Annotated in this window: 11 protein-coding genes; 5 read left to right on the top strand and 6 right to left on the bottom strand. The window is 36.4% G+C overall.

All coding sequences use genetic code 11. From position 1 onward, the window contains the following. Positions 1-90: 90 nt before the first annotated feature. Positions 91-1,437 (bottom strand): KamA family radical SAM protein, encoded by a 1,347-nt coding sequence (locus ACMAYS_RS01395; RefSeq protein ID WP_392991982.1) that lies wholly within the window; start codon positions 1,435-1,437, stop codon positions 91-93. Between the two features lie 83 nt (positions 1,438-1,520). Here ACMAYS_RS01395 and ACMAYS_RS01390 point away from each other — a divergent pair, with 83 nt between their 5' ends. Together ACMAYS_RS01390 and ACMAYS_RS01385 are read left to right on the top strand one after the other, a co-directional pair. Further along, entirely contained in the window at positions 1,521-3,722 is a 2,202-nt protein-coding gene (locus ACMAYS_RS01390; RefSeq protein WP_103217205.1) for a penicillin acylase family protein, read from the top strand. 75 nt (positions 3,723-3,797) lie between these two features. After that, complete coding sequence (locus ACMAYS_RS01385) at positions 3,798-5,402, top strand: hypothetical protein (RefSeq protein ID WP_392991986.1); 1,605 nt, start codon at positions 3,798-3,800, stop codon at positions 5,400-5,402. A gap of 38 nt (positions 5,403-5,440) precedes the next feature. Here the strand turns inward: ACMAYS_RS01385 and ACMAYS_RS01380 are convergent, their stop codons facing one another. Further along, complete coding sequence (locus ACMAYS_RS01380) at positions 5,441-6,802, bottom strand: S8 family serine peptidase (protein ID WP_412462587.1); 1,362 nt, start codon at positions 6,800-6,802, stop codon at positions 5,441-5,443. Between the two features lie 153 nt (positions 6,803-6,955). Here ACMAYS_RS01380 and ACMAYS_RS01375 point away from each other — a divergent pair, with 153 nt between their 5' ends. The 3 genes from ACMAYS_RS01375 to ACMAYS_RS01365 all read left to right on the top strand — a co-directional run bounded on the left by ACMAYS_RS01375 (position 6,956) and on the right by ACMAYS_RS01365 (position 9,421). Beyond that, positions 6,956-7,927, top strand: coding sequence for a 2-hydroxyacid dehydrogenase (locus tag ACMAYS_RS01375; RefSeq protein WP_412462586.1), 972 nt, complete (start codon positions 6,956-6,958; stop codon positions 7,925-7,927). Between the two features lie 86 nt (positions 7,928-8,013). Beyond that, the gene (locus ACMAYS_RS01370) at positions 8,014-8,694 is read left to right on the top strand and encodes a response regulator transcription factor (RefSeq protein WP_158246814.1); all 681 of its coding nucleotides are present in this window, start codon (positions 8,014-8,016) and stop codon (positions 8,692-8,694) included. Between the two features lie 109 nt (positions 8,695-8,803). Further along, positions 8,804-9,421, top strand: coding sequence for a response regulator (locus ACMAYS_RS01365; RefSeq protein WP_103217200.1), 618 nt, complete (start codon positions 8,804-8,806; stop codon positions 9,419-9,421). Here ACMAYS_RS01365 and ACMAYS_RS01360 read toward each other — a convergent pair. From ACMAYS_RS01360 to ACMAYS_RS01345, 4 genes are all read right to left on the bottom strand, one after another. After that, positions 9,408-10,808 (bottom strand): S8 family peptidase, encoded by a 1,401-nt coding sequence (locus ACMAYS_RS01360; RefSeq protein WP_103217199.1) that lies wholly within the window; start codon positions 10,806-10,808, stop codon positions 9,408-9,410. The genes ACMAYS_RS01365 and ACMAYS_RS01360 overlap by 14 nt on opposite strands. A gap of 241 nt (positions 10,809-11,049) precedes the next feature. Then, positions 11,050-11,442 carry a glyoxalase/bleomycin resistance/dioxygenase family protein gene (locus ACMAYS_RS01355; protein WP_021267033.1) on the bottom strand — a complete coding sequence of 131 codons (393 nt, stop codon included), beginning with the start codon at positions 11,440-11,442 and terminating at the stop codon, positions 11,050-11,052. A 3-nt stretch (positions 11,443-11,445) separates the two neighbouring features. Continuing rightward, entirely contained in the window at positions 11,446-12,384 is a 939-nt protein-coding gene (locus ACMAYS_RS01350) for a trypsin-like serine peptidase (protein ID WP_412462585.1), read from the bottom strand. Positions 12,385-12,445: 61 nt separating this feature from the next. Further along, positions 12,446-13,291, bottom strand: a complete 846-nt coding sequence (locus tag ACMAYS_RS01345; protein ID WP_412462584.1) for a dihydropteroate synthase — start codon at positions 13,289-13,291, stop codon at positions 12,446-12,448.

Genomic DNA, 13,291 nt, shown 5'->3' with positions numbered 1-13,291 from the left:
GGTACAAAATTCGGAAAATCAATAACTTGCGTGTGCCAACTTAATGCCACACACAAGTGTAATATTAGATACTTAGCTTTTACTTAACTTTTACTTAACTTTAGCGATTGCTTCGTCAATCATGGCCTTACGTGTGGCCGCATCTTTCCATCGATCCCTAGCATCTGGTGCTAATTTATGAATCGGATCAAAATAAGTGAATAACTTATCTGGCTTAACATAAGGTGCTCGCCAAACAGAGATTCCATTTTCTTGATCATAGTACTCATAAGAAGCAACATGGCGTTTTCCACCACCTCCAGGAAGGTCACATACAAAAGTAGGAGTATTGAAACCAGCAGTCGTACCACGAACGGCCTTTTCTAGCTCTTCACCTTCAGCAAGAGTTGTTCTGAAGTGCTCACAACCAGGTACCATATCGTGCATATAAACATAATACGGCTGAATATTCATATAACCAAGCTTACGAGTTAATAGAACCATCGTATCAACATGATTATTTACGCCCTCTTGAAGTACGGCCTGGTTACGAACAAGGATGCCTTCGCTAAAAAGACGTTCCATGGCCATTTGAGACCATTTCGTAATTTCAAGTGGAGAAGAAAAGTGAGTATGAATCATCATTTGTTTTCCAAAACCCTTGGCAAGGTTATTAACCTTAATAAGCGCTTCCATCCACGCATCATCTGTTAAGATCTTTTGTGGAAAAATTGCAATCCCTTTCGTAGCATAACGAATACGACGAATATGAGGGATCTTTAATAAGTTTTCACCAATGTATTGAATCTGCTTAGGGTTAAGCATGAATGCATCCCCTCCAGAGATAACAACATCCTCAACTTTTGGGTGAGCTGCAAGGTATGCAAATACATTATCCCAATGCTTCTGATTTGCACCATATGATTCTTTTTCAACTGTCTCAGTAGAGCCACCAATAACACGAGAGCGTGTACAATAAGCACAGTAAACTGGACAAATTGTTAGTGGTAGAAAAAGGACCTTATCTGGATAGCGGTGAGTTAGCATTGGAACTGGTGAGTCGACATCTTCACTTAAAGAGTCGGCCATATGCATTGGGTGATCTTCTAGGAATTGAGATCCAATAGGAAGGAATTGCTTTCTTAAAGGACAGTTTACAGGGTCATCCCAATCAATTAATGCAAATACATATGGAGTGATACGAATATTCATTGGAGTTATATGTTGACCTTGCTTTAGGTCTTCAAAAAACTCATCTGAAATTTTATCACCAAGAACTTTTTTAACTTGGTCAATTTTTCGAATCGAATTCTTAAGTTGCCACATATGATCTGAGAACTCACCTCTAGTAACATTTTCCCAAGCAGGAATTTGTTTCCAAAAGTCATCATTTCTAAAATTTCTGTGTTCTAAATCTGGAATCTTCGAGTGATCTACGCCTTGATCAATTGTCGTCATAAAATAATCCTTGAATGTAATTTTACATATTATATCCTAAAAAATTCCTTTTTAGGAAACGCTAAACGTGTCATTATTAATATATGGAAAAACCTAATTTAGATTATACCTCAGATGTTTTAGATAATGTCACTAGACAGATTTCATGCGAGAGCGTCAACTCTTTTCTCTTCGCTCAAGGTTACTATCACGGCAAAGATCGTTTAATGCAAATGGAGATGTTGCGTCTAATCGCACAAGGTCGTTTGTGTGAGTGCATTAAAGATAGTGAGGAAACTTTTGCAATTGATAAGTATATGCGTGAGTTGGGTATTAATCACTATGCTAAAGAAGAAGTACAAAATATTGATGAAGAAACAAATAGCTTATTAACACACTATGTAGATGGGATAAATAAGGCCATTCACGAAGCTTATCCCTTTGAATTCAAAATTCTTGGCCATAAACCAAGTGCGTGGACAATAAGTGATACAATCCTAACAATTAAAGCAATGAGCTTTCTAGGACTGGCCCAAGGGCAACAGGATCTAGAGAAATTAATTATTCAATTACTACAGAACGCGCAAAAATTAGACGACAAAAACGATCAACAAACACAGGTCGAAAGAATTAAGTCACTGGCCAAAGGTGCTCTTGATACAATTACAGATAGTGAAGTTAATCTTGTTAATAAAGTTAGAATCTACAATCCACTTATTCCTGAAAGTTATAAATTTTTAAAAAACATTCCAAAGATTCAAGCTTCAAATAACTGGGTTTCAAATATGCAGGGACATGCAATACATGCCTGTGACCCGCATTTAGAATGTAATCGACTTCCTGCAATTTGGTATGAAATGAAGGCCAATATAAAAAATGTTGGTAACTTTTTTGGTATTTCTATGCCTGGTGTACCAGGATTTGTTATGGGAAGAAGTGATGATACGGCCTTTTCTTTCACATACGGCTTCATGGATATGGTAGATCACTTCATTGAAGAGGTCCGTGACAATAAGTATCGTTTTGAATCAAACCTATTTGATTTCAAAATAAGAAGAGATCTCATTAAAAGAAAGAAGAAAGAAGATGTTGAAATATATATGCGTGAAACTCATGCTGGCTTTCTTGAAGTCAATAGTGAGCTAGAGAGCATAACTGATGGACACTACTTATCGATGGCGTGGTCATGTCGAAAAAGAGGTGGCGCAAAAACACTAAAGGCCATCATAGATCTTCTCTACGCAAAAAATGTCGATGATTTATTCGCATGTGTTTCTAATGTGGCCATTAGCTGTAATTGGCTATTATCAGATTCAAGCGGAAATATTGGTTACCATCAATCTGGAGTACTTCCAAAGAGGGCCCATTCTGGCCTATACCCTGTTGAAGGTTATTTTAAGCAAAATATCTGGCAAGGTTATCATGAAGGCAATCAACTATATCATTACAAAAACCCTGATATTAAAATAATTGCAACTGCTAATAATCGAATTCAGCATGAACAATTCCCTACGGCCATCAATGCGCCGATGGCATCTTATCGAAAAGATAGAATTGAAGAGCTATTGATTGGCAACAAAGATCATAACGTTGAAATGTTTAAAAAGATGCAATCTGACACATTCTCAAGACAAGCAGATCTTTATATTAACGTTTTTCATTCAGTCTTTGAAAAGAATGAGATAGGCCAACGCCTAATAAATTGGAAGCGCAACTATGATGTCGACAATTGTGAAGCAACTTTATTTGAAGATTTCTATCGCACCCTACTTAAAGACTTCTTTAGTGATCACCTTCTAGGAGAACAAGTCACAACTTATTGTATGGATGAAACGTCAATTATCGCTGACTTCTACGGTTTATTTGATCGTATTTTCCTAACAAATGATATTGACCATATTTGGTTTAAAGATAAAAAAGAAAAAGAACACTATATTCAAAAAGCACTAGAAAAAAGTCAACTCCAAGCACCAAAGAATATGCGCTGGGGAGATAAGAATCGTTATAAGATGAAGCATATTTTATTTGATGGAAAACTCCCTGCTTTCCTAGGCTTTGATATTGATAATGTTGAAATACCAGGCAACCGATCGACCATTACCCAAGGGGCAGTCTATGAGGCCCATGGTAGGACGACTTCTTTTGTACCTTCATGGAAAATGGTTACTGACCACAATCAAGCAGACGTCTACACAGTCTTACCAGGAGGCCTAAGTGATCGCAGGTTCTCAAATAACTACAAAAGTGATGTAAGTAACTGGATTAATGGGCTTTACCGCCACAATGTCATCACGAATGGTAAGTGACTAACCTATTAATACTTGGTCTGTAAGCTTTACAGGCCAAAGCTGCTATTCAAATAAATTTGCTATAAAGAGAGAATGAAAACTCTATTTATATCGCTACTAATTGCCTCGTCACTGCCTTTAACAATTAAGGCAAAAGAATATAATAGTTTAGACTTTCAAAAGTCTGCGGCCTCATATGATAAGCAGCTTCAAGCTGCTTTGATGGACTTCGTTTATGAGACAAAAGACATTGCCTATCAAACGACTTTTACTCCACGTTATATTGTTCGCTACCACGAGAGACTGGAATTAATAGCGGCCTACGAACAACTCGACTACTTACTACATGTACATGATGAAGCAGTAGAAAAAATCACTCATCATATAAGAAAGAAAAATAACGCCAAGGCACTAGAGCTTATAAGAATTCGTACTTCCAAGTACAAAGCAATGCTGTCACTTATGAACTACATGATGATGTCAGGTGAAAACTTTATCTCAGTCTTTTCAGATGACTTTGAAGATATAAATTACGAGTCGAAACATTTTGAAGCAGATTTCAAAGAAACAAAACGTCAATTAAGCGACTCCAATCGTGTAAATAATCAGACAGGCAGAAATCATATCTCAGCTCCTTATAATCGCTATCAACTGAGATACATTAAAGCTGCGACAATCACAGATTTTCACAATCTCGACGATGAAGTGTTAAAGCTTGCAGGTAACGATAAGGGCCTAAAGCTTCTTGTTGAAGATATTGAAAATGATATTGAAGAATCTCGCCAAGAGCTAACTTCATTTAAAAGCTTACTTAGAGAAACAAGTTGGAATGCTGGCCGCTATACAATTTTCTACAATATTAAAGAATTTATTTTAAAAAGTTTTAGCTATATTGCCCTGCCTATTAAGCATGCAATAAAAGTCGATGAGCTCAAGAAAATTTCTGAGGCAGAATTTGAACCAGGAGACGTTGGTGCAATCCAACGATATGGAAAGTTATCTAATCTTGTATTTAAAGGTAACTGGACCCATGGCCTAATGTTTATTGGAAAGTATTCTAAATTTAATAATTACTTTAAAGACGATATAGAAACAAATGAAGTTTTTGCAAAAAGGTGCGTTAGCGAATTCATGAAATGCCAGGACTATATGTCGTATTTAAAAGAGAAATATCCTGAGTCTATGAAAGAATATGAAGATAGTGAAAAACAGGGTAGGCCATATGTAACACTTGAAGGACTCAAGCCAGGTGTTGTTTTTATGGAACTAGGTCCATCAATGGCCTGGGATAATTTGGTTATTCTTCGACCTAACCTAACAAAGAAAGATAAGGCGCTTGCACTAGAGCGTACATTTAAAAGTATTGGAAAGAAGTATGATTATTCATTCAATGGAAATTCGTATTCTCGTTTCGTTTGTACGGAACTTATTCAATACTCTTATGAAACAAATCCTAATGAAGACAAGCAAGGAATTGAATGGGATGTAAACCTTGTGATGGGCAAGCCTGCAATGTATGGCTTTGATTTAGTACAAACATTCATCAATCAAATAGAAGACCCTACTCGTAAAAATCAATTAAGTCTTGTCGTCTACATGAAAGGACTTAAGAAAAAAGAGCTTGAGCAAAAGGGAAAGACTCCGGATTTTGGAACGGCCAAAAGAGGCACAATACAAGAATTAAAAGAAACATTATAAGAAAAAGAAAGGCCGCTTAAAGCGGCCTTTTTATTAATTTACTTTGACATAACAAAGTTAGATGGAAGTGGAAGAATTGAGCCTTTAATATAAATAGGCTTCTTTACACCTTTTTCAAGACGAGGTGACTCCATATCTAAAACTTCATTTTTCGCTGATGCAATTGCATTATCAACTGAAACTGTTAGAGATAAAACAGCAGCACGATGTGCACGCTCAGAGTTCACAACACCTGATGTTTTTACCTTTCCAGCAAGGAAGCCTTTTACATCAACTGTTTCAAGAATAATTCTCTTTACTTGTAGCGGCGTCAGTTCAGGATTAATATCAAATACCTTACCTGCAACACCAGCAACATATGGAGCTGCTTGAGATGTTCCTGATACTTTAATGTATTTATTTCCTGGAGCACTAGAAAGAATTCCTACACCAGGAGCAGCAACATCAACCATCTTCGCACCGTAGTTAGAAAATGGAGCTAGTTGATCGTAATCAATTGTTGCAGCGACAGAGATTTCATTATCACCTTGAATATTTGTTGGTGAAGTTGGGAAAACATCATTATCAAGGCCATCATTACCTGCTGCAAAAACGAATAATGTATTTGGAGCAGCCTGAAGCATTGATTGAGAGTTTTTAACAAGAGCACTTAGAAAGTACTTCGCATACATATCAACCGTTTCTGGATTTGGTTCTTTCTTTGAAAAAGTCTTCATTACAGTTTCAACAATCATTTTTGCTTGTGGGTAACCTGTACCAAAAGAGCCATTTGCAACACGTGCTCCATGGTCTGCGATATAATAAGCAATTTCGTTAAATGTTGAAGTCTGTGCTTTTGCAAGTTGATCAATTCCTGCCTTAATTAGTTTTTCAACAAATCCACCTAAGAATGAATTAACAGCAATTTTTTGACCAGGAAGCTTAACCTCTGTTGGAATAAGCTTAACTGCAAGAATTTTAGCATCATCAGATTTTTCAGCAGAGATACCAGCGACGTGTGTTCCGTGCATAAAGTTTCCATACACAGTCATTCTCTTAATGAAGTCTTCGTCTTTTACAATCGTTCTTATCCAAGTAACCTCTTCTTCAGTAATTGTTCCTCTCATTGACTTCTCTTGAAGCTCAAAGAACTTAACCATGTCATCATTTAAAGTACCAAGGTACTTATAGTCGATAACTTGATTATTACTTTCTGCAAAGTTCCAACCGTAGACATCATCTTGATAACCATTACGGTCCTCATCTCGATCGTTACCAGGAATTTCTAATTCATTAATCCATGCTTTTGGAGCAATCTGCTCATGCATCATATCTGTACCAGAATCAATAATTGCGATTGTTGCAGCACTTGTCGCACTTGATAAAAGTGCTACTGCTAATATATTTGCTAATATTTTCAAAATTTCCTCCAATGAAATATATTTTGATTAAATTTAAGCTCTATTATCTATTTTAAAATGTAGATTGCATATGTAAAATGAAGATAGCTTACAACGTCTTACATAGAACAAATACTATATAGTATAAAGAACTCAAATACAGCAGAGGAAGTTATGCGTCATTTAACGATATTTGCGACAGATGTCATCAAAGGTCCCCTATTCCAAGATTTAAAAGAACAAGGCCATAAAGTTAAAATTTGGGATCGTTTAAAACATGGAACAATCACTCAAGATGACATAGTCGAAAATGCAAAGGATTGTGATGTTATTATCTCAATGCTGAGCAATAAATTTGATGCACAAACTTTAGAAAAACTTCCAAAACTTAAACTCATCTCTCAATATGCAGTTGGTTTTAATAATATAGATATTGATTACTGTAGAAAAAATAATATTGCTGTCACAAACACGCCAAATGTTCTCACAAAGGCCACGGCAGAGCTTGCGATGGCACTGATGCTTTGTAGTGCACGAAAAGTTGAAGCAGCAAGACAAAATGTAATTAATAAAGAATGGCAAACATGGGAGCCAGCAGGCTTTATTGGAAAATCTTTATTTGATTTAAAACATGGAATTATTGGTGCAGGAAGAATTGGGACTCAATTTGCAAAAATGTGTAAGGGCGCATTTAACCAAAAGATTCTCTACACTGGCCCAAGCAAGAAAGATCAAATTGAAAATGAGTGCAATGCAACTTATGTTGATCTTCAAACACTTTTAAAAGAAAGTGATATCATCTCTATTCATTGTCCATATACTCAGTCAACACATGAGCTTTTAAGTCACGATGCCTTTAAATTAATGAAGAAAGATTTAATTCTAATTAATACGGCAAGAGGTGAAATTATAAATGAAAATGCAATGTATGACTTCTTTAAAAATAATGAAGAAGCACAGGCAGGACTTGACGTTGTTTGTAACGAGCCACTAAGTAGTAACTCTCCTTTAAGAGAACTATCCAATATCTTCATTCTTCCACATATTGGTTCAGCAAATGATGTTGCACGTTCTGATATGGCCAAGCTCATTTTTGATAATATTCAAAGCTTTGCAAATAACGAAGATTTAAAAACAAGTGTTTAAGATTTTTATATAAGGTTTACCTAAATTAAGCTGAAGATTTTTTGATATATTTATACATTATATTCATGAATATAAAGGAGTTATTCATGAAAAAAATATTAATAATCGATGACGATCAAGAAATCAGAGACCTGCTTAGGGCGCTACTAGAAAGTAATTATAATATCGTTGAAGCAAGTAATCAGGATGAGGCCATTGCGACGGCCTGGCAAGAAAAGCCAGACCTAATCCTCTTAGATATACTATTACAAAATGAATCAGGATTTGAAATTTGCTCGCAATTAAAAATGAATGATGAACTTAAAGATACACCAATTGTTTTCATTTCTTCAAAGAATAATGTGAATACAAGAGTAACTGGTTATCAACTTGGTGGCATAAACTTTATCAGTAAACCATTTGAGCCTTCAGAAGTTAAAAGCATTATTAGCACAACTCTTAAGTCTGTTAACAATGAGAATGCACTTGAAGTGATTAATTACCGCGACATTGCTCTTAATATCCCATCTCAAGAAGTTAAAATACGTGGAGAAAGAATTCATTTTACATCTTCAGAGTTCAAAATAATTCATCTACTTCTAAAAAATGAGCAAAATGTTTTGGCGAGAGAGAAAATTCTCAATCATATCGCTCCTGATAATCATAAGGTTAACGATCGCATGATTGATACTTATATAAGTTCAATTAGAAAGAAGATCAAAAATTCTAACTTTATCATCAGAAGTGTTTACGGTGAAGGTTACAAAATTCAAGAGGTATCACTGTAGGTCTTAATAGGCCTACAGACTGTTTAAATAACGTCTTACTTAATCTAAATTAAGCTAAATTTAGACGACTTATCCCTATGGTAGCACTTAAGTCAATTATACTGTTCCTATGAAAAAGCATATCATGGTTATTGACGACTGCTACGAAACTGCCAAGCTCCTTGCCACTAGCCTCGAAAACACATTTAACTCACATGTTCGTTTTCACACTAATCCATTTAAGGCCATTGAAGATATACAAACAATTAAGCTTAATCGCGGAGAGAAGCTTTATATTATTTGCGACTATATGATGCCACAGATGGATGGAATTGAATTGTACGATGAGATCTCATTACTCGATAAAGAAATGAGTTTTATCTTAGTAACAAATGAAAATGACAGCCAAGTAATAGAGGAGGCCGCACGCAAAGGTATCGATCTCTTTGTACTCAAACAACAAGGCTTTGATGTCGTGATTAACCAGATTAATAAAATAATCAATGATGAAAATAGACTCGGTCGAGATATTATAGAGGTATTTGAAATAAGTGATGTTGTTCAAGGTTATCGTGTCGTTGAAAAAGATCATAAACACTTAAAGCTTTTAACAAAGGAAGAGATTCCAAGGAATGCCATTATTAAATTAGATGGTCACTCTTCGAGAGCTCAAATTTATAAAGTTGATAGTTGTAAAATAGTCGACAATAATATTGAAGTCGAATGCAGTCCCGTTAAGGCCTCATAAGTTTAATACGATGAGCTACGACAATTGCCATAATCAAAAGAAGTCCAGCTAGCATATTTCCACCGCTGCCACTATTATTAACATCTTCAATCGTTCCGCAGGCTCCTCCACCACTTTTGCCACTACTATAGCTATCGTTTAAAGCAGCTGTTCCACCTACTAGAACGGGATCGTTATAACGAAAACTTGCATTAGGAGTTGTCGAAAATGCTAGAGATACTGCCTCGTATGCATCGACAGCACCTTTTGCACAAGAGCTGCGATCGCAATAATAATCAACAGCTGTTCTTGTGATGATATCTCTAACCTGATCTGGATATAAAGAAGGATTTGCTTGAAAGATCATTGCGGCAGTTGCTGATATAAAGCCAGCGGCCATTGAAGTTCCATTCATTCTTGAAAAGACAGCAGTTCCTTGCGTTGATTGTCCACTGTTAACAGTCGATAGAATACTATCCCCTGGAGCAGCAATATCGACAATACGGCCATAATTTGAATAGGAAGAGCGAGCACGTGTTGTTGCAACGGCACCTACTCTTAAAACTCCACGGCAATTTGATGGTGTATAAAAAGAAGCGTCTGCATTTGAATTTCCAGTTGCAACCACAACCACAACACCTTTAGAGCGCGCAAAATCAATTGATTCTTGCATGTAACGACTACAACTACCACGTGCACCTAAAGACATATTTACAACACGGGCAGGATAAGGATTGGCCGGGACTCCGGAAACACTACCGCCAGCGGCCCATCTCAGAGCATCAGCAATATCTGAAGTAAGACCACCACATGCTCCTAAAACTCGAAGTGGCACTAAATTAACGTTTTTGGCGGCCCCAACGACACCATAACTATTATTAGAGCTTGCTCCAATAATTCCTGCTACGTGTGTACCGTGCCACGTTGATGCATTTGTTCCAGAATTACATGCAGTAGTAGCAGAGCCATAATCCCCTTCATCATTTGGATTTGCATCACGGCCATCTCCATCTCTTGAATTATCAGAGTCGGATATAAAATCATAACCACCTACCACATTTGTATTTAGATCAAAATGGTCTGTTATCCCCGTATCAATAACTGCTACATTAACTCTCGTATCTGTTTCAGAAGTTGCATACTCTCGTGCATGATAGAAAGTATTGTCGAGGTAATTTGTGAAGTGCCACTGACTAGGATAGTAAGTGTCGTTGTACTCTCCACCATTAGCAAAGAGCCTTAAATCTTCTTCCACGTATTCAACGTCGTCACTTAAAGCGAATGAAGAAAATTGTGAGCTTGGATTAATTTTTGATTTTTCGACACTTCCATCTTTGTATTTAATGATAAAATCGGCCGAAATATTGGCCGCACTGAAGGCGGCCAAAGCAAGTACTAAAAGTCGCATACTCAATCCTTGAGTTCTTTGATCTTATATATCTTATATAAAGAAAGGCCTGTGGCATCCTGCCTGAGGCAACTACTATATACTAAGCACAAACCGTGCCAATTGTTCATCTTACGATATCAGCTACATCCCAGCATTTACCTGTCAAAATGACACACGCTAGGGCCAAATTGCGAAGAAAAAGGTGTCAGAATTGTGACTTAAATAAAATTTAAATTAGCTTAAAAAAATTAGGCTTAATTTAATTGGACTCAATTAAGGTAACTTTCCAGCGACGATTGTCTGGATCAGTTATAAAGAAGAATTGCACACCTTCATGCACAAGTATTTCAGGTATCTTTTCATTAGAGAGAATATTAAGGTTTTCACCAGAGCTTTCTAGTCGATAGTTTACGAACTCAACCTTCTTTTGTAGCTCAATTAACTCATCGTAATTATCAACAACAAAATCAAAAACGATATTATTACCAACTTGGGCAAGTTTAGGACGTTCAACCACGAGAAAACGTAACTCATCGTTAAAGACAACAACCGAGTCAGACGCTCCTTCAACTTCAAGATCAAAAACTTCACTTAAAAAAGTGGAAGTTAAATGAGCATTTGAGCTAAATAAAACGATGTGACCTAATTTCATCTCTTAATTATTACGGGCCTTTTCGATATCGTCAATAATGGCATTGATTTTTAATACGTATTCCCCATCACAACCATCTTCTTGGCAGTGAACAACGCGGTTACATTTAGCTTTAGTATCCCACTCAAAATCATCATGGCCACGAATAAGAAGGCCAACCATCTTATTACTTTCTTTTGAAAATACTGGCCCACCGCTATTGCCGCCAAAAGCGTCTAGATTAGTGATATAAAATAAAGGATCAATATCTCTGACAAAACCATTATAAGAATACTTTGATAAGAAACCGTTTGGATGACCAATCATATAGACTTCATCAGAAACTTCTAGGTTAATTTCTTCTACTTCCACAGGCTTTCTACCACCTTCAACTGTACGATCTAGCTCAATTAGTGCGTAATCAAATGTCTTATCGCGACTTTGGTTATAGGCAAGAATCTTCTTGCAGTTATATACCTGAGATTTCACAAAGTATTGAGTTGCATTACTACTTCCAAGATCCTCACGTGCATCAAAGATAAAGCTTTTACGATCACAAGCGATTTGAACATTTTGAATGCAATGTGCGGCCGTTAGAACCTGCTTTGGCCCAACAAGAACAGCACTACACTTTCCATACGCTTTCTGGTCAAGAAACTTCTCTTCCCCCTCACAAAGACGTGCATTCTTTGTGAAATCAGAACCGGTTATAGAAAATAGCCTACCGCTAATTACTTCGTTTAAACTCCAACGATTAACAACAATAGCACTCGAGTGAGCATTTATCTTTGCTGCAGGAGAATGCATTAACGTTCCTGCATTGACATCAACGATATCAAGATCACCATAAATGGCCTTATCAATATTATCAATTAAATCTGAAATACTTGGCGTAAGATATGCAAAAGCATTGAATGAAATAAAAAGTGAAGTAATAGAAAATAATACTTTTAATTTGTTCATTTTGGCCCTTTATAAAATAATGTTCATATATATAGGCCAAAAAGCTGATAAACACGAGTATTTACGTAATTTTTGTAATTTTTCCAACCTCGTGAACACGGAAAATAAGATCATCTACCTCGTTGAAATCACGTGCAAACTGGCCAAGATACATCCAGTGCGGACCTTCACTCGCGGCCAGTAAGGCCTGTTTATCATCTCGAATCTCTGGGCGCTCTAAGCTAATAAGATGACGCAAGAAAGACTTCTTAGAAATACCAATGAGCCAACGCTTAGATATTGTTTGAATCTCATGTAATTCATCTAATAGATTTAGATTTTGATCTGTGGTTTTTGAAAAGCCAAAACAAGGATCTAAAATGATTCGTTCAGAAGCTATGCCTGAGCTTTGAAGCTTATCCATTGCCTGCTTGAAAAAAGTCTTTAGAGAGTTAGCATTGAGCTTAGGATCCAAGTAATTCATATGCTCAAGAGTCTTATCGCGGCCAGGAACGAGAGTGTGACAAAGGACGTACTCAATCGTTGGATAATCATTTAAAAGCTTTATACATTTATCGTCGATAACACCAGAAACATCATTCCAGATAATACGTTCAAACTCTTTAGCGTACTTGTCTAAGAACAGCCTCATTGTTTCAGGCTTATAGGTATCAATTGAAATCGTTTTAAATTCATTTAGATACTTAAGGTGCTGGAACAAATACGAATCAAGCCTGGCCCATTCTTCTTGTAAGGAGACAGGATCATTAAATGGAGCGCTACTTTCAGCACCAATATCGATACCGTAATTGGCGTTTTTAAACTTTTCTAATTGTTTGATTTGATAGTCTTGATCGAGATTTAAGTGGCCATCAGAGAATGAATTAGGGGTAGTGTTAACTACCCCTAAAAAAGATATTTTAGTCAT

The organism is Halobacteriovorax sp. RT-2-6 (assembly GCF_047085025.1).
GTDB lineage: Bacteria > Bdellovibrionota > Bacteriovoracia > Bacteriovoracales > Bacteriovoracaceae > Halobacteriovorax_A.
The sequence above is the reverse complement of the archived record's forward strand: the minus strand, read 5'-3'. Positions and strand labels throughout refer to the sequence as shown.